The sequence below is a fragment of the Hymenobacter frigidus genome (assembly GCF_014640435.1).
Classification (GTDB): domain Bacteria; phylum Bacteroidota; class Bacteroidia; order Cytophagales; family Hymenobacteraceae; genus Hymenobacter; species Hymenobacter frigidus.
Genome location: NZ_BMGY01000009.1, coordinates 39,950 through 57,193, shown reverse-complemented (window position 1 = coordinate 57,193; position 17,244 = coordinate 39,950). Strand labels below are relative to the sequence as shown.

At 62.2% G+C, this 17,244-nt stretch carries 20 protein-coding genes; 9 read left to right on the top strand and 11 right to left on the bottom strand.

The window, feature by feature from the left end:
* Positions 1 to 11 precede the first annotated feature (11 nt).
* The gene (locus tag IEW17_RS06910) at positions 12 to 896 is read left to right on the top strand and encodes an alpha/beta hydrolase (protein ID WP_188561306.1); all 885 of its coding nucleotides are present in this window, start codon (positions 12 to 14) and stop codon (positions 894 to 896) included.
* A gap of 136 nt (positions 897 to 1,032) precedes the next feature.
* Here the strand turns inward: IEW17_RS06910 and IEW17_RS06905 are convergent, their stop codons facing one another.
* The 4 genes from IEW17_RS06905 to IEW17_RS06890 all read right to left on the bottom strand — a co-directional run bounded on the left by IEW17_RS06905 (position 1,033) and on the right by IEW17_RS06890 (position 4,830).
* The gene (locus IEW17_RS06905) at positions 1,033 to 1,524 is read right to left on the bottom strand and encodes a methylated-DNA--[protein]-cysteine S-methyltransferase (RefSeq protein WP_188561305.1); all 492 of its coding nucleotides are present in this window, start codon (positions 1,522 to 1,524) and stop codon (positions 1,033 to 1,035) included.
* Between the two features lie 20 nt (positions 1,525 to 1,544).
* On the bottom strand, positions 1,545 to 2,762 hold the full coding sequence (locus IEW17_RS06900) for an amine oxidase (RefSeq protein WP_188561304.1): 1,218 nt from the start codon (positions 2,760 to 2,762) through the stop codon (positions 1,545 to 1,547).
* A 103-nt stretch (positions 2,763 to 2,865) separates the two neighbouring features.
* Entirely contained in the window at positions 2,866 to 3,813 is a 948-nt protein-coding gene (locus tag IEW17_RS06895; RefSeq protein WP_188561303.1) for a cation diffusion facilitator family transporter, read from the bottom strand.
* Positions 3,814 to 3,882: 69 nt separating this feature from the next.
* Positions 3,883 to 4,830 carry a cation diffusion facilitator family transporter gene (locus IEW17_RS06890; RefSeq protein ID WP_188561302.1) on the bottom strand — a complete coding sequence of 316 codons (948 nt, stop codon included), beginning with the start codon at positions 4,828 to 4,830 and terminating at the stop codon, positions 3,883 to 3,885.
* 123 nt (positions 4,831 to 4,953) lie between these two features.
* Between IEW17_RS06890 and IEW17_RS06885 the strand changes: the two genes are divergently transcribed.
* A complete protein-coding gene (locus tag IEW17_RS06885) occupies positions 4,954 to 6,378 on the top strand; it encodes an APC family permease (protein WP_188561301.1) in 1,425 nt (474 codons plus the stop codon).
* Positions 6,379 to 6,382: 4 nt separating this feature from the next.
* Positions 6,383 to 6,961 (top strand): hypothetical protein, encoded by a 579-nt coding sequence (locus IEW17_RS06880; protein ID WP_188561300.1) that lies wholly within the window; start codon positions 6,383 to 6,385, stop codon positions 6,959 to 6,961.
* On the opposite strand, the gene IEW17_RS06875 is transcribed toward IEW17_RS06880, so the two are convergent.
* From IEW17_RS06875 to rocD, 6 genes are all read right to left on the bottom strand, one after another.
* Positions 6,958 to 7,464 carry a GNAT family N-acetyltransferase gene (locus IEW17_RS06875; protein WP_188561299.1) on the bottom strand — a complete coding sequence of 169 codons (507 nt, stop codon included), beginning with the start codon at positions 7,462 to 7,464 and terminating at the stop codon, positions 6,958 to 6,960. The genes IEW17_RS06880 and IEW17_RS06875 overlap by 4 nt on opposite strands.
* A 53-nt stretch (positions 7,465 to 7,517) precedes the next feature.
* Positions 7,518 to 8,699 carry a transglutaminase domain-containing protein gene (locus tag IEW17_RS06870; protein ID WP_188561298.1) on the bottom strand — a complete coding sequence of 394 codons (1,182 nt, stop codon included), beginning with the start codon at positions 8,697 to 8,699 and terminating at the stop codon, positions 7,518 to 7,520.
* 118 nt (positions 8,700 to 8,817) lie between these two features.
* Positions 8,818 to 9,804 carry a porphobilinogen synthase gene (hemB, locus tag IEW17_RS06865; RefSeq protein ID WP_188561297.1) on the bottom strand — a complete coding sequence of 329 codons (987 nt, stop codon included), beginning with the start codon at positions 9,802 to 9,804 and terminating at the stop codon, positions 8,818 to 8,820.
* Positions 9,805 to 9,896: 92 nt separating this feature from the next.
* On the bottom strand, positions 9,897 to 10,109 hold the full coding sequence (locus tag IEW17_RS06860) for a hypothetical protein (protein ID WP_188561296.1): 213 nt from the start codon (positions 10,107 to 10,109) through the stop codon (positions 9,897 to 9,899).
* Between the two features lie 377 nt (positions 10,110 to 10,486).
* Positions 10,487 to 11,626 carry an NAD(P)/FAD-dependent oxidoreductase gene (locus IEW17_RS06855; protein ID WP_188561295.1) on the bottom strand — a complete coding sequence of 380 codons (1,140 nt, stop codon included), beginning with the start codon at positions 11,624 to 11,626 and terminating at the stop codon, positions 10,487 to 10,489.
* Positions 11,627 to 11,709: 83 nt separating this feature from the next.
* Positions 11,710 to 12,960 carry an ornithine--oxo-acid transaminase gene (rocD, locus tag IEW17_RS06850; protein WP_188561294.1) on the bottom strand — a complete coding sequence of 417 codons (1,251 nt, stop codon included), beginning with the start codon at positions 12,958 to 12,960 and terminating at the stop codon, positions 11,710 to 11,712.
* A gap of 136 nt (positions 12,961 to 13,096) precedes the next feature.
* Here rocD and IEW17_RS06845 point away from each other — a divergent pair, with 136 nt between their 5' ends.
* Positions 13,097 to 13,501, top strand: a complete 405-nt coding sequence (locus IEW17_RS06845) for a RidA family protein (protein WP_188561293.1) — start codon at positions 13,097 to 13,099, stop codon at positions 13,499 to 13,501.
* On the opposite strand, the gene IEW17_RS06840 is transcribed toward IEW17_RS06845, so the two are convergent.
* The gene (locus IEW17_RS06840; protein WP_188561292.1) at positions 13,498 to 13,989 is read right to left on the bottom strand and encodes a hypothetical protein; all 492 of its coding nucleotides are present in this window, start codon (positions 13,987 to 13,989) and stop codon (positions 13,498 to 13,500) included. The two genes, IEW17_RS06845 and IEW17_RS06840, sit on opposite strands and share 4 nt — an antisense overlap.
* An 81-nt stretch (positions 13,990 to 14,070) precedes the next feature.
* Between IEW17_RS06840 and IEW17_RS06835 the strand changes: the two genes are divergently transcribed.
* The 5 genes from IEW17_RS06835 (at position 14,071) to IEW17_RS06815 (ending at position 17,097) form a co-directional block, all read left to right on the top strand.
* Positions 14,071 to 14,253, top strand: a complete 183-nt coding sequence (locus IEW17_RS06835) for a C1orf53 family protein (RefSeq protein WP_188561291.1) — start codon at positions 14,071 to 14,073, stop codon at positions 14,251 to 14,253.
* A gap of 84 nt (positions 14,254 to 14,337) precedes the next feature.
* Positions 14,338 to 14,577: a 50S ribosomal protein L28 gene (gene rpmB / locus IEW17_RS06830; RefSeq protein ID WP_044003635.1), complete on the top strand. Its 240-nt coding sequence runs from the start codon at positions 14,338 to 14,340 to the stop codon at positions 14,575 to 14,577.
* A gap of 205 nt (positions 14,578 to 14,782) precedes the next feature.
* Positions 14,783 to 16,480, top strand: coding sequence for an aminopeptidase P family protein (locus IEW17_RS06825; RefSeq protein WP_188561290.1), 1,698 nt, complete (start codon positions 14,783 to 14,785; stop codon positions 16,478 to 16,480).
* A 261-nt stretch (positions 16,481 to 16,741) separates the two neighbouring features.
* Positions 16,742 to 16,924 (top strand): 50S ribosomal protein L33, encoded by a 183-nt coding sequence (rpmG, locus tag IEW17_RS06820; RefSeq protein ID WP_168674975.1) that lies wholly within the window; start codon positions 16,742 to 16,744, stop codon positions 16,922 to 16,924.
* Positions 16,925 to 16,932: 8 nt separating this feature from the next.
* Complete coding sequence (locus IEW17_RS06815) at positions 16,933 to 17,097, top strand: DUF4295 domain-containing protein (RefSeq protein ID WP_083322258.1); 165 nt, start codon at positions 16,933 to 16,935, stop codon at positions 17,095 to 17,097.
* Positions 17,098 to 17,244: the final 147 nt, after the last annotated feature.

The following is a 17,244-nucleotide window of genomic DNA, read 5'->3' as shown; positions in this document are numbered from 1 at the left end:
TTATTGGTCTTATGCGTCGTTTTATTCTGCTGACTCCCGTAGCGCTGCTGCTAGCGGCTATCGTAGTCATATTGGCCACCGAATACGTGGTGGCCCGCCCCAGCCGCCGCGCCAAAGACGTGGCCTACGTGCCCGCTTCGGCTCCTGATTTTGACCGAGAGCGGCACATTCTGGACGTGTATTCGCCCAAGAAGAAAGCCGCCACGGCGGCGGGCTGCCCGGTGGTGCTGTTCATTCACGGCGGCAGCTGGACCAGCGGCAGTAAGAACATCTACACCTTCATTGGCCGGCGGCTGGCCAAGCAGGGCGTGGTGGCCGTGCTCATCAACTACCGCCTCGCGCCGCCCGTGCACGTGCCCGAGCAGGCCGCCGACTGCGCCCGCGCCCTGGCCTGGACCGTGCAAAACATCAAGCAATACGGCGGCGACCCGGCCCGGGTATTCGTAATGGGCCACTCGGCCGGCGGCGGGTTGGCCGCCCTGCTCGCTATCGATGATGCCCTATTGGCCGCCCACGGCCTGCCCCAAAATCCGGTGCGCGGGGCCATCATGGACGACCCGGCCGGCCTGGATATGTACAGCTACCTCAAAGAAATGAAGTACGAGGGCGACCAGCAGTACCTCGTGCCCTTCGGCAACGACCCCGCCGTGTGGAAGCAGCAGTCGCCCATTTACAAAATACGGCCCGGCATCCCACCGTTTCTGTTCTACATCGGCGGCGAAACCTACCCCAGCATCAGCGGCAGTTCGGGGCGATTCCGCGACCGGCTCAAGGCCATTGGGCAGCCGGCGCCTTATACCATTATTCCCGGCCGGCACCACATTCCCATGGTGTTGCAGCTTTATTGGAAGGATAATATTATCTATCAGGGTCTGCTGAAGATGGTGGGCGCGTAGGTTAGAAAGCTCGTCATGTCGAGCGCAGCCGAGACATCTCGCTCGAATCGTTGAACGATTGGATTACTGCTGCACGCGAGATGTCTCGGCTGCGCTCGACATGACGGGTTCACGTGTTCACGAGTGGCCTTTGCAATTACCCAAACAGCCCGCCCTGCCGCGTGGGCTGCTCAAATTCCAGCAGCCACTTTTTGCGGTGCAGGCCGCCGGCGTAGCCCGTCAGGCTGCCATCGGCCCCGATGACGCGGTGGCAGGGCCACACAATAGCCAGCGGGTTTTGGCCATTGGCCGCGCCCACGGCCCGTACCGATTTGGGGTTGTTCAGCCGCTTGGCCACCTCGAGGTACGAAGCCGTGCGGCCGTAGCCGATGCCGCTCAGCGCCTGCCACACTTGGCGCTGAAATTCGGTGCCCGCTTCGGGTGCATAGGTCAGGCTGAACTCGCGCAACTCGTGCCCGAAGTATGCTTGCAGCTGGCGGTGCACTTCCTGCAAACAGGCAGGCACGGCGGACAAAGCCATGGCCGTCTGCCCCTCAGTGCCGTGAAAACTTATCGCGCTTAGCCCCGCATCGGAGCCGGTGAGAGCTACCAAGCCCAAGGGCGAATCGAGGTAAGCCGTGGTTATCATGGCCTAAAAATAGGAACCGCTTACGACACGCGGCCCAGCGCCAGGCTGCCGGCTGCTGGCTGCCCACGCCCGTCGGGCATGGCGGCGGTTGTCAGGGCCTGCGCCTGCCGCAGGGCCTCGGCGCTGGGCTGGTGCAGCACGCGGGCCGGGCCGGGCCGGCTCAGGTCGGCATCCCAGAGGCCGGACTGGTGCCACTGATCGAGGTGGTCCCAGTCGGGCCGGTCGATGATGGGGTACAGGCAGATGCCCTGCAGTGGTAGGCCCATGCGCAGCACGGCGGTACATTCTTCGGCAATCATGCGCAGCCAGGCGGGGCGGTCTACGCCCGGATGGCTGGTTTCGGTGAGGGCAAAGGGGCGATTGTAGCGGCGGTGGGCGGCGCGCAGCAGCGTGCGCAGCGGCACCCAGCGCGGGTCGGGTACATCGTCGCGCCAGCCCAGTTTGTTGGGGGTGCCGTTCTGCCACTGATTGTCGTAGTAATAGTTGAAGCCCACAATGTCGAGCAGGCCTTCGTGGCCGCCCAGCTCGGGGCACATTCGGCCGCTGAGCATGTCGGTGGCCTGAAACTGGTTGCGGTGGGCTTCGCGGGCCCAGCTGCGCTCGCGGGCCGAGGCATTGAGCGGTGGCACAATGTTCACCAGCGGCTCAGTGGTGAGCATGCGAATACTGGGGTCAGCCTCGCGCAGGGCGTGGGCCCCTTCGATATAGGCGCGCATCAGGCCGTATTTCACTTCCCAGCCCTGATGGTTGCAGTAGGGCGCGGTGCCCCGGGCGTCGCCACCCAGCCAGGAAATAAAGCTGACTTCGTTGATGGGCGTGACGACGAGCACATCGTCGGGCCGCTGCGAACGGTAGAACGCCACGAAGGCCCGGCAGAGCGCGGCGAAGCGCTGGGCAAACAGCGGGTGCAGCGGCGTGAGGTCGTCGGGATAGCCGAAATGACACAAATCCCACACCTGCTGAATGCCGTGACGCTGGCCGGCTTCCAACATGAGCTGCACCGTGCTGAAATCGTATTGGTACGGCGTCTTTTCAATCTGGGCCCAGCGAATGCCCTCGCGCACGGTGCGGACACTGAACGGGGCTAGCGCCGCATAATCCTCATTAATCAACTGCAAATGGCCGGTGAGGGGCAGGAAATCGACGCGGTGGCCGAAGGCGTTGAGTTGGTCGGTGCACTCGTAGCCGCCCCACCAAAAGGAGCGAAACGGAGGGGTTACGGGAGTGGGAAAAGCCATTGGCCAGGGGCTGCGTGAAACAAGCGGCGGCCCGCACCAGCTCAATGCCGGGGCGGGCCGCCGCTTGTTTTACCCCAATAGGGCCGCCGGGGTTCCGGTCGGTCTAGCTGGTTGGCTGGGCCTGAGACGAGGCGCGGGCCGACAGGGACTTGGCCTCCACAAAAATGCGCTTCATCTCGGGGTAAGGGACCCGGATGGCATCTTGCAGGTCGTCGATGGCGAATTCTATCTCTTCGGCCGTGAGGTGGTGGGCAAATTCTACGTCGAGGGCCAGCACCACGTCGGTGGGGCCGAGGTAGGAGGTGAGCGGCGGGCCCACCTGGTCGATGTTGGGCTGAGCGCGCACGATTTTTCCGATGTTGTCCAGGGTTTCGTCGTCGACGCCCATGCCCACCAGCAAGCCCTTGGTTTTATAAATGAGGAAAATGGCCACGCCTACCAGCAGCGCGCCGATGCCGATGGAGGCGGCCCCGTCGAGGTACGGGTTATTCAGCAGGTGCCCGAAGTACACCCCGGCCAGTGCAATCATCAGGCCCAGCAGGGCGGCCAGGTCTTCGAGCAGAATGGCAAATACCGACGGGTCTTTGCTGCGGCGCAGCGCGGCCCAGAAGCCGAAATCGCCCCGGTCGGCATTGAAAGCCCGAAAAGCGAGGAAGCAGGAAACGCCTTCGAATACCAGCGAAAAGCCCAGCACCCAGTAGTTCCAGGTGGGGTCGGTGATGGGGGCGGGGTGCTTGATGTGCTCCACGCCCTCGTAAAACGACATGCCGCCGCCCACCGAAAACACCAGAATGGCCACAATCAGGGCCCAGAAATACAGCTCTTTGCTGCGGCCGAAGGGATGACGGGCATCGGCGGGCTTCTCGGCCTGCCGCACGCCGTGGAGGATGAGAATGCCGTTGCCGCTGTCGACGAGGGAGTGAATGCCCTCCGAGAGCATGGCCGATGACCCGGTGAACGCCGCCGCCACAAACTTACTGGCGGCAATGGCAATGTTGGCCCCAATGGCCCCGTAGATGGCAAGTTTGGAAGAGGTAGCGGCTGAACTCATGCCGTGCCATACGTGAGAGCGGGGCCTGGCGTTGGCCGCGCCCGGTGGGGTAAGGCCCTGGGGCTGCGCTTAGGCGGTGGGCTGGGCGGGCCGGGCCGTGGCCGGGTGCCCGGTGAGCGATGAGGCCTCAATAAAAATCTGCCGAAACTCGGGGTGCTGGGCTTTGATGGCGGTTTGCAGGCGCTGCACGGCTTCTTCTACTTCCACGGCCGTGAGGTGGTCGTGAAAGGCAACGTCGAGGGCCAGGATGGCATCGGCCGGGCCGAGGTACATAGTGAGCGGGGGGCGCAGGCGCACCACGCCGGCATCTTGGCGGGCCAGGGCCTCAATGCCGCGCAGCACGTTCGGGCTGGCCCCTTCGCCCAACAGCAGGCCCTTGGCTTCGCGCAGCATAAACATCGCCATGCCCACCAGTAGCGCCCCGATGGCCATGGAAGCGCCTCCGTCGAAGTACAGGTTATTCAGCAGGTGGCCAAGGTAAATACCGGCCAGCGCGATGACCAGGCCCACGAGCGCCGCCAGGTCTTCGAGCAGAATGGCGAACACCGCCGGGTCTTTGCTCGTGCGCAGGGCCTGCCAGAAGCCTTGCTCGCCCTGGGTCTTGCGGAACTCGCGGTAGGCCAACGTGCAGGCCACACCCTCAAATACCATGGCCAGGCCCAGCACCCAGTAGTTCCAGGTGGGGTCGGTGAGGGGAGCGGGGTGGCGCAGGTACTGGTAGCCCTTGTAGAGCGACATGCCGCCACCCACGGCGAAAATCAGCACCGCCACGATAACCGTCCAGAAGTAGATTTCCTTGCTGTAGCCGAACGGGTGGCGCTCATCGGCGGGCCGGGCGCTGCGGCTCATGCCCAGCAAAATGAGCCCGCCGTTGCCGCTGTCGACCAGCGAGTGGATGCCTTCCGACATCATGGCCGCGCTGCCGGTGAAAAAGGCAGCCACAAACTTGGAAACGGCAATGGCCAGATTGGCCCCGATGGCTCCGTACACCACTATTTTTGAAGAACTGCCAGCCATAGAAAAAAGCGAAGAAACGTAAGAAGCAACGGACGGACTTACGCAACTGCCGCCAGCGGGTTTGGAAAGCCCTGGCAGCAGCTTTTAGTCCATGCTATGGCACTTGGGCGCTACTTTCGTCCCATGTCCGCACCCACTCTGCAGCGCCGTCTCGGCCTGGTTCAAGCTACTGCTCTCAATATGATTGACATGGTGGGCATTGGCCCCTTTGTCACCCTGCCGCTCGTGATGGGCTTTATGGGGCCGAATTTCCTGCTGGCCTGGCTGGTGGGCGCGGCGCTGGCCGCCGTCGATGGCCTGATTTGGAGCGAGCTGGGCGCGGCCTACCCCGAAGCCGGTGGCAGCTACCGTTTTCTCAAGCTGGCGTATGGCGAGCACAAGTGGGGCCGCTACATGTCGTTTCTCTACGTGTGGCAGACGCTTATTCAGTCGCCGCTGGTACTGGCCTCGGGAGCCATTGGCTTCGCTCAGTACTTCGGCTACCTCGTGCCGATGACCGAATGGTGGCAGCCCAAGGCCGTGGCCGGCACGGTGGTGCTGCTGCTGGTGGTGCTGCTCTACCGCCGCATCGAGGACATTGGCAAGCTGGGCGTGGCGCTGTGGGTGGGCGTGCTGGGGTTGATGGGCTGGCTGATTTTTGGCGGCCTCACGCACCCCAACCACCACGTCGATATTTTCCCAGTGGGCGGCTTCTCGGCGCTGCCGGGCCTGCTGATATCGGCGGCCATGGGCCAGGCGGCGGTCAAAACCATCTATTCCTACCTCGGCTACTACAACGTGTGCCACCTGGGGGCCGAAATCGTGAATCCGCAGCGGGTGATTCCGCGCAGCATTTTCCTGAGCATTCTGGGCATCGCGGCGCTGTACCTACTGCTGAACTGGAGCGTGGGCACCGTTATCCCGTGGCAGGAGGTGCAGGGCTGGCAGGCCAGTGCCGGCGACAAATCGCAGTTCATCATCAGCGTATTTATGGAGCGGCTGTATGGGCCAGCCGCCGCGCAGGCCGCCACGGCGCTGGTGCTGCTGGTGGCGTTCGCGTCGTTGTTTGCGGTGCTGCTGGGCTACTCGCGCATCCCCTACGCGGCGGCGGCCGATGGCGAGTTTCTGCCCATCTTCGGCAAGCTGCACCCCACCAAAAACTTCCCCTACGTGTCGCTGCTGCTGCTGGGCGGCGTGGGCTTCGTGTTCAGCCTGCTGTTCCGGCTGGGCGAGGTGATTTCGGCCATTCTGGCCATGCGCATTCTGGTGCAGTTCGTGGGCCAGGCCGTGGGGCTGATGCTGCTGCGCCGCCGGCGCGGCACGGCCTCACTGCCGTTCAAAATGCCGCTCTACCCGCTGCCCGTTGTGCTGGCCATCATCGTGTGGCTGTTCGTGTTCGTGGGCATTGCGCCAGTCGAAGTGACGTGGGCTGGCATGCACTTCAAGGTGTATTTCCAGCTGGCCGCGCTGGGCATGATGGCCCTGGGCACGGGCGCGTTTCTGCTCTGGAGCCGGAGCTTGGGCCGCTGGCCATATCAAAGCAAATCGGTTCAGCCCTACGAGGAATAATCGCATGAATACCCGCTATCTACTGGTTTGCTGCATGCTTTTGCTTGGGTATTCCAGCCGTGCTCAGCCCGGAAAACCATTGCCGGCTGGCTACTTACAATGGAGCCCTACCCGCTACTTACAAGCCAGCGATTTCCAGCTTCGCATACGTCCACGGAACAATCTCAACCAGAGCGTGGGCAACCTGGGGATGCAAGTGGACGGGAATGTCTATGATTTGTTCGGCAAGCGGGCCAACCAGGTTGTGCAAAACGTCTTTGATACCTCCGGTTCCTACCTCGATTCGACCGACCGCCTGGGCACGGAATTGCAGCTTCGCTACATGCAAACCTTGTGGGACATCAACGAAGTCGCCGCTCGTCGCCTCCGGCAGGAGCTACGGGCCAGTGCCAAACGCATGCTTTGGGTAGGCAAGCCCAGTATGGATGACCTAATCAGGCTCGCTTACGAAGCGGCTAACAAACGTCAAATCCAATACGCCGACGAAACGAAGTACGGCCATTTCGTCGACAAGCAGGAAGATTGGCAAAATCAGTTGGCCAAGGAGTTAGCGGAGCTTGCGGCGTTTGCTGTTCCAAATTAGTCCAGCCGCTTCTCGTAGCAGAAAAACCGCAGCCCCGGCCGAAACCCCAGCGTAATCTCGCCCGCAAACCGGTAGCCCAGCTTCGGAAACAGCCGTTGCGTGGCGGCATTCTCCGAGTTGGTGTCCACGCGCAAAAACTTCAAACCCTGCGCCACTGCCTGCCTTTCGGCTTGTTCCATCAGGGCCAGCGCCACGCCTCGGCCCTGGGCGGCGGGGTCTACGGCCAGGCGGTGCGTTACCAGGGCGGGCTCGGTCACGTCCCAATCGGCCTGGGCGTATTCGGCATCCTGGTCTTGGGTGAGGGCGGCCACGCCGGCCACCGCGCCAGCCAGCTCGGCCACCCAGAGGTGACTTTGCGCGATGTCGGCGATGAACACGGCTTCGTTGGGGTAGTCGGCTGACCATTGGAAGTTGCCGCTGGCGTGCATAAGCGGCACCGCCCGCTGGATGAGGGCGAGGATGGCGGGTAGGTCGGCAGCGGTGGCGCGGCGGATAGTGGGCATGAGTGAAACGGGGATGCGGTTGCTAGAATAGTGCTGCTTGCTGCTTGGTCCGCTCAGTGCGACAGTGACCCCGTAGCGGCCGGATTAGCAAAGAGCATGAGCCGCAAAAGTTTGTTGGTGCGTTGGTAACGCGCCACGAAGGCCTGGCCATCGTGGAGCTTGGTTTCGAGTAGCTGCACCGAAACAAGAAATTCCGTCAGCGAAGCCTGTTGGACTGGGGCAACCGGCTGGGCTGTAGATAGTAAGCGACGCACCTCGGCCAGCTGCGCGGCCAAAGGCACCAGCACCTGCTGCAGCTCTTGGTCGGTCCGGCGGGGCAGAAATTGATGATTGAAAAAAACGATAAACGCGTTAAACTCCTTGGTGCCCACGTTGAAGGCATCGATGGCACTGTTGTACGCATCGACAAATTGGTTGGACTTCTGCTGGCGAATGTGGAGCAGAAAGCTATACGTCAAGTCGTTTTTCACGCCGTTCTGCTCCACCCCGCGCGCCGTGGCTCGTAGTCGTTGCTCCGGGCTTTGCAAGGCGTAGGCGGCTACTGAGTCGGCAAAGGCGAAGGGGAGGCTGGGCGGGGTGGGGCGCGTGCCTTGCTGAAACTGTTGGGGCGTGCGCGGCGCTGGTAGCAACTGCCACAGCGGGTCGAAGGGCATGTGGGTAGCGATGAACGTGGCCGGTGCCACCCGGAAAAAATCGTTATTCAAGCGAAACGTGAACTTCTCCTTTTCCAGGTAGCCTGCTGCCCAGGTGGGGTCCATCAGCCACCACTGGCTGGCTATGCGGCTGGCGCACCAGGCATGACCCACCGGGGCGCGCAGGCTGGTGTAGCCGGTTACCACGTAAGTCAGTACGCCCACTTGGTTGGCCAGCGTACTAAACAATTCGGCGTAGTGCTCGCACGTCCCGCGTCGCTGGTCCAGCGTTTGCTGCGCAGAAATGGGGTGTTCGCCCTGCAGGTCCGGCACATACATGTCCTCCACGTCGTAGCGAATGTTGCGGGCCACCCACACAAAGGCCGCGCGGGCCCGGTCACTTTCCGCCGAAAATGTAGCCGTGATGAAGCGAGCCAAGCTGCTTATGGTGCGCGCCGACGAATCGGGCACGGCCCGCATCCGGGCATCTACGGCTTGATAAGGTGCTGGCGGGGGGACGGGACGGGGCTTGGCGCGCTGGGCTGTCGCCGGATAGGCCAGCCCCGTCCCCAACACTAGCACCACAAAACGGCAGAAAAGCATACGCACGGCGGCAAACAAGTCAACAACGGAAAGCCCGCCAACAAAATTGGGCAAATCCAGCGGCATTACCCACCGGACTTGCCCAATGCTGACAACTCGCCAACCGCGGACGTCTACTCTACCCGCGCCGCAGCACGGCGGCCGCTTCCTTCGCGAAGTAGGTCAGAATGGCGTCGGCCCCGGCGCGCTTGATGCTGGTCAGGACTTCCATCATCGTCTTTTCGCCGTCGAGCCAGCCGTTTTGGGCGGCGGCTTTCACCATGGCGTACTCCCCCGATACGTTGTAGGCCGTCACGGGCAGGTGGGTGCGCTCCTTCACGGCATGAATCACGTCGAGGTAGCTCAGGGCGGGCTTTATCATCACCATGTCGGCCCCTTCGGCCTCGTCGAGGGCCAGCTCGCGCAGGGCCTCGCGCTTGTTGGCGGGGTTCATCTGATAGCTCTTTTTGTCTCCTTTCTTGGGGGCCGAATCCAGGGCATCGCGGAACGGACCGTAGAAAGCCGAGGCGTACTTAGCCGTGTAGCTCATGATGCTCACGTGGCTGAACGCATTCTCGTCCAGCACCCGCCGAATCCAGGCCACGCGGCCGTCCATCATGTCGCTCGGGCCGATGATGTCGGCCCCGGCGCGGGCCTGGGCCAGGGCCATCTGGCCCAGCACTTCCAGGGTGGCATCGTTGAGAATTTCGCCGGAGTCGGCGTCCACCACGCCGTCGTGGCCGTCGCTGCTGTAGGGGTCCATGGCCACGTCGGTCATCAGCACCACCTCGGGGAACTGGCGCTTGATGTCGGCCACCGTTTTCAGGTACAGGCCTTCGGGGTTGGCTGATTCCTTGGCCAGCCGGTCCTTCAGCGAGTCGTTGATGCTGGGAAACGGCGCGAAGGTTTTAATGCCCAACTCCACGCATTGGCCCACCTCCTCAATGATTTTATCGGCCGAGTAGCGGTAGATGCCGGGCATGGATTTCACTTCCAGGGCTTGGTTCTGGCCCTCAATCAGGAAGAGCGGGAAAATGAAATCGTGGGTAGTGAGGCGCGTTTCCTGCACCATGTCACGAATAACTTCGGACTTGCGGTTGCGGCGGGGGCGGTGGGTGGGGAGCATTGGGTGCAGGAGAGAGGTCTGTATAAAAAAGTAGGAAGGCAGCGCGGACTAAAAAGCAGGACGAAGCCACAAAGTTCGCCCCGAACCTTCGACTACCGTCCAAACGGGTCCAGATACGCCACCAGCACGGCCAGCGCCGCTGCCCCAGCCACAATGCCCCACACCAGCCCGCCACCGCTCAGCAGCAGCCCAATCAAAGCAATGGGTAGCACCACTAAGCCCAAAACGCCCAGCACCGTGGTGCCGAGCCCCACCTCCGCCGTGGCGTGCGGCCGGGCTAGTAGCGCCCGCCGCCGCGTTGGCATTGGACGTACTACCGTGCGCTTGTCAGTGCTAGCTATTGCCGTTGGCACTGCCACCATCGACACTTCCCGCACTTGGGTCCGTGCCTGACGTGGTGCCCGGTTTCTGGCCGGAAGAACTGATGTCGTCGGAGCCAGAGTCGTAATTGCCACCAACGAATTGGAGGGCGCTACTGCCAACGGCACCGGCCGCACTCGTCCCGGAGCCGGCTGAAACGAAAAGCTGGGTCGGCTGCTCTGGCAGCCACTGGTCAGGCTCGCAAAAACCACGAACAGCGCGAATAGGCAGGTGTGAGAAAAGCGGGGAAGCGTAGCGAAAAGCATAAGTGAAGCCGAAAATAAAGTCTGAGCTGTGCTGTACGAATATCCGTCGGTTTCCGCTACGCGGGAGCAAGCATCCCGGCGGCCTGCCAACCCGTGCCCGCGCCCATGGCCACGCCCATGCCGTTGCAGCGCACGGCGGCCAGCACGTCCGGCCGCACCCAGTCGATGATGGGAGCCAGCGCCGGCCCAAAGCCCATCACCCCGCTCCACCGGAAATCAATGCGTGGCTGCCGGCCCGGCAAAACTACCGTGTGGAGCAGGTTTTCCAAGTAGGTCTGTACGGACGGAGTGAGGCCCGGCGCAGCGGTTGCCTCAGCCGCGAAATCCAGGTTGCGGCCGCCGCCCAGCAGTATCCGGTGGTCGGGAAGCTGGCGGAAGTAGGCGTAGCCGTGGTCGTAGTGAAAAGTGCCCGACAATGATACATCAGGTAGCGGCTCGGTCACCAAAATCTGGCCCCGGCCGGGCGTCACGGCCAGTTCGGGCAGCAGCTCGGTGGCGAAGGCGTTGGTGGCTAGCAGCACCCGGCTGGCTTCGATAGTGGCCCCGTTGGCCAGCCGCAGCCGCTGGCTCGTGGCCGCCGTTTCTACCGCTTCCACCGCGCAATTGGTGAGGACCGGCACGTCGGCGGCCCAGGTACGGGCCAGCAGGGCGCGCATCATGCGCCCGGCATCGAGGCTGCCTTCGTGCTCATTCTTCAGCAGCGTGCTCACGCCCCCGAAACCGAAGCGCTTGGTCTCGGCACTGGCATCGCGGAAGGTGCGGGCGTGGCCCACCACCGGGGCCAGCAGCTGGTTGAAGTAGTCGATTTTGTCCCGGCACTCCGCCGCCAATGCGGCTTCTTCGTCCCGAAACAGCTCATAGCCGCCCACCGGCTGGTAGTCGAGCGCGGCATCGCCCACCAGTTCGCGTAGCCGGGCCAGGCCTTCGCAACGGGCCGTTACCACGGCTTGCAGGTCGCCGCGCTTTTCCTGCTCAATCAATTCCGATATCGACCCGAAGCAGGCAAATCCCGCATTCTTTGTCGATGCGCCGCTGGGCAACGCCCCGCGCTCCAGCACCACCACGCGCCAAGTGGGCCGGCGCTGCTTCAGGTACAGCGCCGCCGTAAGCCCCACCAGTCCCGCGCCGATAATGGCCACGTCGGCCGGGCCGAAAAAGGACTGGTGCTCCCAGTAGGAAAGGTTGGCGGTTGGCATGACTAAAGAAAAAATGTCATCCTGAGCATTCTGCGATTAAAGCAGAATGCTCAGGATGACAGACGAGGCTAACAGCGCGGAGATTAAAAGGCCAGAATAACCTCCTCAATCACGTCGCAGGCTTTGTGCAATTCCTCCTCCGTAATCACCAGCGGCGGGGCGAAACGGATGATGTCGCCGTGCGTGGGCTTGGCCAATACGCCGTGCTCCATCAGGGTCACGCACACGTCCCAGGCCGTGCGGCCGTCCTCGGCGGGCACGATGATGACAGCGTTGAGCAGGCCTTTGCCGCGCACCAGGTCCACCACTTCGGGGCGCTTGGCTTGCACCTGGCGCATGCGCTCGCGGAAAACTTCGCCCATCCGGGCGGCGTTGTCGGCCAGCTTTTCGTCTACCAGCACATCCAGGGCGGCGCGCATCACGGCGCAGGCCAGCGGATTGCCGCCAAACGTGGAGCCGTGCTGGCCGGGCTGAATCGTGAGCATAATGGTGTCATTGGCCAGCACGGCCGACACCGGCAGCACGCCCCCGCTCAGGGCCTTGCCCAGAATGAGTACATCGGCGTGCACCGCCTCGTGGTCGCAGGCGAGCAGGCGGCCGGTGCGGCCCAAACCGGTCTGGATTTCATCGGCGATGAACAGCACATTATGCGTCTTGCAAAGTGCCGCCGCCTGGGCCAGATAGCCCACCGATGGCACCATCACGCCCGCTTCGCCCTGAATGGGCTCGACCATGAAGGCGCACACGTGCGGGTCCTGCAAAGCCACTTCCAGCGCCGCAATATCGTTGTAGGGCACCACCTGGTAGCCCGGCGCAAACGGCCCGAAGCCGCCCGTGCTGTCGCCGTCGGTGCTGAAGGAAATGATGCCCGTGGTGCGGCCGTGGAAGTTGTGCTCGGCCACGATGATTTGGGCCATGTTCGGGGCAATGCCTTTTTCCTGGTAGCCCCACTTGCGGGCCAGCTTCAGGGCGGTTTCCACGGCTTCGGCCCCGGAATTCATCATCAGGGCTTTGTCGTAGCCGAATAATTCGCAGAGCTGCTGCTCGGCGGCCCCCAGCTGGTCATTAAAAAACGCCCGCGACGTGAGCGTGAGCTGCTGCGCCTGCTTGGTGAGCGCCCCGATGATGTGCGGGTGGCAATGCCCCTGGTTCACGGCCGAGTAAGCCGAGAGAAAGTCGAAATAATGCTTGCCGTCTACGTCCCAGAGGTTTACGCCCTCGCCCCGATTCAGCACCACGGGCAGGGGGTGGTAGTTGTGGGCACCGTACTGGTCTTCGAGTTGCATCAGCTGTTCGGCGCGGCTGGTGGCGGTGGTCGGGGAGGCGATTTGCATGATTGGGCGGGGTAATGAGCACGATGAGGTGTCCAAAATTACGAACAAAGCGCCAGGGCTGCCGATTACAGAAAATATGCAATGAGCCATTCCTGTCGTTCTTGCCCGAACGTTGTCACCCCATCACTTTCAAAAAATGGAAATTCTGCACCATCCCGACGCCCCCCAGGCCGTGGGGCCCTACGCCCAAGCCATTGTGGCGGCCGGCCTCGTTTTCTGCTCGGGCCAAACGCCGCTCGTGCCGGCCTCCATGCGCATCGAGGCCGATAATATTGAGGACCAGACCCGCCAGGTACTGGCCAACCTGAACACCGTGCTTTCGAGCCGGGGCCTGAGCCTGGCCGATGTGGTGAAAACTACTGTTTTCCTCAAGAATTTCGCCGACTTTGGCCGCATGAACGCTGTGTATGCCGCCGTGTTCGGCCTGCACCGGCCGGCCCGCACCACCGTCGAGGTGTCACGGCTGCCGCTCGATGCGTTGGTGGAAATAGAGTGCGTGGCCGCCCTGCCACCCGCCGCCCAGCCGGCCGCCGCTCGTTAGCGCAGCGGCAGGCTTTCCATTTGGCGGGCCGTATCGGTGTAGCGGCCCACGTAGTTGCCCTCCTCGCGGCCGCTGGCTCGCAGCAGCGTCCAGTCCACCACGGCGGTTTCGGGGAAGCTCACGGGTAGGGGTTCGGCGGAGTCGGCTACCTCGGGCAGCAGCAGGGCCTGCACCGTGGTGCCTTGCCAGCCCAGCACCCGTGCCGATACCTGCCGGAAGCTGGTATCGGTGGCTACTACGCGCACCGAGAGCAGGAATTGGTCGCCGCTGGGCAGTCCGGCCAGAAACTTTTTCTTGGCCTGGGGCAGCGTCCGCAGCGCCTCGCGCACCGGGTCGGCCAGCGCCGACTCGTCACGGGCCAGCGCCGGCCGCACGCCCGCCGGGGCCGTGGCTGTCGTCAGCACCACCGGAGCCTGGCCCCAGGCTGAGTCGACCGGTCCTAGGAAAGATGCCGCCAGTAACAGCCCGAGTGCAAAAGGTGTTTTCATAGGAAAGGATTGTAGATTAACGATAGCAAGATACTACCGCGAATGGTTCCAGCCGCCGGAGACCGTAGCTTTGTAGTCACCATGCCCGCTCCCGTTCCCCAGCCCCTTCAGCCCGGTGATTTTTACCACACGCCCGAAGGCTACCTCGTCTTCACCGAGCAGTACCACCGGCGGCGGGGCAGCTGCTGCCAGAGCGGTTGCCGCCACTGTCCCTGGAAATTTCGGGCCAAACCAGCCCCTGAGGGGCAATCTGACCAGAAATAGGGCAGGGTGTTTGGTGAATGCCAGACTTTTGCCGATATTTGCGGCCCGTTTCCCTGCTTTGTAATTTTTTAATCCTCCGATATCATGGCCCGTGTTTGTGATTTGACCGGCAAGCGTACCCGCGTTGGTAACAACGTTTCGCACGCTAACAACAAGACTAAGCGCAAGTTCTATCCGAACCTGCAGAAAAAGCGCTTCTACATCCCCGAGCAGGACGCTTGGGTGACGCTGAAAGTAGCTACCTCCACCATCCGCACCATCAACAAGAACGGCATCATGTCGGTATTGAAGAAGGCTAAGGAGCAGGGCTTCATTGTTTACTAGATTTGAGTGCTAAGTAGCCGGTATATCAAGTTATTAGCCAGATTCGTCTGCTGATTACCCGATACTGGATACGTATTGCAATCAGACAAAGCCAGCGCCGGTACAGCTGCCTCACAGGCAACCGTACCGGCGCTGGCTTTGTCTGTTGGCGGGTATCTTGCCCAGCGGCTTGTTCCTTTCGCCAACACTTCTATTCCTGCGCCCAATGCGGTTCTCGTTTTCCCACCTGTATTTGTCGCGTCGCTGGACGCGCGTTTCATCAGCCGTAGCGGGCGGCTGGCTATTGCTGGCTGGGCTCAGCGCCGCCGCGCAGGCCCCCACCTCCGTACCCGAGCCGCTGCCATCGGCCGCGCCGCCCGCCCGGCCCACCGATTTTCTGACGCCAGCCTTCCATCGGCAGCGGCGGGAATTGTTGCGGGCCAGGCTGCCGCTGCACGGAGTGGCCGTGGTATTTGCCGCGCCGGTCCGCAACCGGGCTAATGACGTCAACTACGTCTACCACCAAAACCCCGACTTCTACTACCTCACCGGCTACGACGAGCCCGATGCCGTGCTGCTGCTGTTCAAGGAGCCGCGCACCGTGGCCGGGCAGGCCGGCGTGACGGAAGCCCTGTTTACGCAGCCCCGCGACCCCGCCCGCGAGCAATGGACCGGCCGCCGCCGCGGGGCCGCCGATGCCAAAACCCAACTGGCCCTGCAGTTCACCGCCGATAACCGGGAGTTTGCCACTGCCGGTATCAAGTGGGCCGATTTCGACCACCTGCTGTTCATCGGCCTCCCCACCGACATTCGCGATGACCAGACCAACGCAGCTGACCTACACGGCCTGGTAGCCACTTTTCGGCAGCAGGCCGGTCTACCGGCCGACTATAATCCGGCGCTCACCGAGCATGAGAGCGTTATCCGCCGCTACGGTGTCCGAAACGATAAAGCTGTATCCAAATACCTCGCCACCCAGCTGAAGGAAAATCCGGCGCTGGGCAGCGTGCCCTTGGTGAAAGACTACCTGGCGGCTACTACTGCCGCCGCCCGCGAGGCCGCCATTGCCGCCCACCCGCCCGGCCGTTTCGACGACAGCACGCTGGGCGAAAGGCTGGATGAGCTACGCGCCGTGAAGGCTCCCGAGGAACTGGCTTTGCTGCGCCGCGCCGCCCGCATCAGCGCCCAGGGCCAGCGCGAGGTGATGAAGCTGCTACGCCCCGAAATGGGCGAAATGGAAGTGCAGGGCCTCCACGAATACGTGTACCGCCGCTACGGGGCCGAGTTTCAGGGCTATCCCAGCATCGTGGGCGGCGGGGCCAACGCCTGCATTCTGCATTATGAAACCGACGACCGCCTGCACCTCGACAACGACCTTGTGCTGATGGACTGCGGGGCCGAGTACCACGGCTATTCCGCCGATGTGACGCGCACCGTGCCGCCCTCCGGCAAATTCAGCCCCGAGCAGCGGCAGATTTACGAGCTGGTGCTGGCCGCTCAGGAGGCCGGTTTTGCCGCTTGCCTCCCCGGCGTGGCCTTTGATGCCCCCAACAAAGCCACTCAGGATGTGATAACGGCGGGCCTGCAAAAGCTGGGCATCATCAAAAAAAAGGAAGAGATGCGGCGCTACTACCCGCATGGCGCCAGTCACTACCTCGGCCTCGACGTGCATGACCGTGGCCCCTACGGCCCGCTGCAGGCCGGCAACGTCATCACCGTTGAGCCCGGCATCTACATTCCCGCCGGCTCGCCCTGCGACCCCAAATGGTGGAATATCGGCGTGCGCATCGAAGACGACGCACTGATTACGGCCACCGGCTACGAGAATATCTCGGCCGAAGCCCCGCGCACTGTGGCCGATATTGAAAAGCTGATGACCGAGCCCAGTGCGCTGGAAGGCTTTACGCTACCGGTACTGAAGTAGCAGCGTGGGACTTTGAGGTCTATTCCAATCCGCACGTCCTGTTGAGCGCCGCCGAAGCCTCGCTGCCTCGTGAATAATTAGTTACTTCCACAGTGGAGATGCTTCGGCAGCGCTCAGCAGGACCTTTCTTGTTCACCTAAGGGATGCCACGTTGCCTCACTTCTGCTTATCCGACTGAAAGTTGCGCAACATTCTTTTGTCGTTTCCAAAAAGACATGTACCTTTGCAGTCCTAAATTTAAAAACACACACCCCCGTCGAGATGGCCAAGAAAGGAAACCGGGTGCAGGTTATCATGGAATGCACCGAGCATAAAACCTCGGGGCTGCCCGGCACCTCGCGCTACATCACCACCAAGAACCGCAAGAACACCCCTGAGCGCATCGAGCTGAAGAAATTCAACCCGATTATGCGGAAAATGACCGTTCACAAGGAAATTAAATAACCTGAACAATGGCTAAGAAAGTAGTTGCAACTCTGAAAACCACAGAGAACGCCAAGAACTGGGCAAAGGTAATTCGGGCCGTTAAATCGGAGAAAACCGGTGCCTACACCTTCCGCGAGGAGATGGTGCTCCTCGACAAAGTGCAGGAGTACCTGGCCACCGGCAACAAATAAGTTGCCTGCCGGCTTCGGCTTCGTAAAAGTTTAAAAAGTCCCACCTTCGTGGGACTTTTTGCGTGTAATACCGTCTGTCATGCTGACTTTTGTCATGCTGACGAACTGAAAGCCGGCATTAGTCAAGGAAGCATTTCATTGAAGCTG

Excerpts from the sequence above, each read along its gene's own strand:
- rpmB (WP_044003635.1), top strand. The coding sequence starts at position 14,338 with ATGGCCCGTGTTTGTGATTTGACCGGCAAGCGTACCCGCGTTGGTAAC.
- IEW17_RS06875 (WP_188561299.1), bottom strand. The coding sequence starts at position 7,464 with ATGCCCACTATCCGCCGCGCCACCGCTGCCGACCTACCCGCCATCCTC.
- rocD (WP_188561294.1), bottom strand. The coding sequence starts at position 12,960 with ATGCAAATCGCCTCCCCGACCACCGCCACCAGCCGCGCCGAACAGCTG.
- IEW17_RS06855 (WP_188561295.1), bottom strand. The coding sequence starts at position 11,626 with ATGCCAACCGCCAACCTTTCCTACTGGGAGCACCAGTCCTTTTTCGGC.
- IEW17_RS06835 (WP_188561291.1), top strand. The coding sequence starts at position 14,071 with ATGCCCGCTCCCGTTCCCCAGCCCCTTCAGCCCGGTGATTTTTACCAC.
- IEW17_RS06900 (WP_188561304.1), bottom strand. The coding sequence starts at position 2,762 with ATGGCTTTTCCCACTCCCGTAACCCCTCCGTTTCGCTCCTTTTGGTGG.
- IEW17_RS06845 (WP_188561293.1), top strand. The coding sequence starts at position 13,097 with ATGGAAATTCTGCACCATCCCGACGCCCCCCAGGCCGTGGGGCCCTAC.
- IEW17_RS06910 (WP_188561306.1), top strand. The coding sequence starts at position 12 with ATGCGTCGTTTTATTCTGCTGACTCCCGTAGCGCTGCTGCTAGCGGCT.
- rpmG (WP_168674975.1), top strand. The coding sequence starts at position 16,742 with ATGGCCAAGAAAGGAAACCGGGTGCAGGTTATCATGGAATGCACCGAG.
- IEW17_RS06825 (WP_188561290.1), top strand. The coding sequence starts at position 14,783 with ATGCGGTTCTCGTTTTCCCACCTGTATTTGTCGCGTCGCTGGACGCGC.
- IEW17_RS06860 (WP_188561296.1), bottom strand. The coding sequence starts at position 10,109 with ATGCCAACGCGGCGGCGGGCGCTACTAGCCCGGCCGCACGCCACGGCG.
- IEW17_RS06880 (WP_188561300.1), top strand. The coding sequence starts at position 6,383 with ATGAATACCCGCTATCTACTGGTTTGCTGCATGCTTTTGCTTGGGTAT.
- IEW17_RS06870 (WP_188561298.1), bottom strand. The coding sequence starts at position 8,699 with ATGCTTTTCTGCCGTTTTGTGGTGCTAGTGTTGGGGACGGGGCTGGCC.
- IEW17_RS06890 (WP_188561302.1), bottom strand. The coding sequence starts at position 4,830 with ATGGCTGGCAGTTCTTCAAAAATAGTGGTGTACGGAGCCATCGGGGCC.
- hemB (WP_188561297.1), bottom strand. The coding sequence starts at position 9,804 with ATGCTCCCCACCCACCGCCCCCGCCGCAACCGCAAGTCCGAAGTTATT.
- IEW17_RS06840 (WP_188561292.1), bottom strand. The coding sequence starts at position 13,989 with ATGAAAACACCTTTTGCACTCGGGCTGTTACTGGCGGCATCTTTCCTA.
- IEW17_RS06895 (WP_188561303.1), bottom strand. The coding sequence starts at position 3,813 with ATGAGTTCAGCCGCTACCTCTTCCAAACTTGCCATCTACGGGGCCATT.
- IEW17_RS06905 (WP_188561305.1), bottom strand. The coding sequence starts at position 1,524 with ATGATAACCACGGCTTACCTCGATTCGCCCTTGGGCTTGGTAGCTCTC.
- IEW17_RS06815 (WP_083322258.1), top strand. The coding sequence starts at position 16,933 with ATGGCTAAGAAAGTAGTTGCAACTCTGAAAACCACAGAGAACGCCAAG.
- IEW17_RS06885 (WP_188561301.1), top strand. The coding sequence starts at position 4,954 with ATGTCCGCACCCACTCTGCAGCGCCGTCTCGGCCTGGTTCAAGCTACT.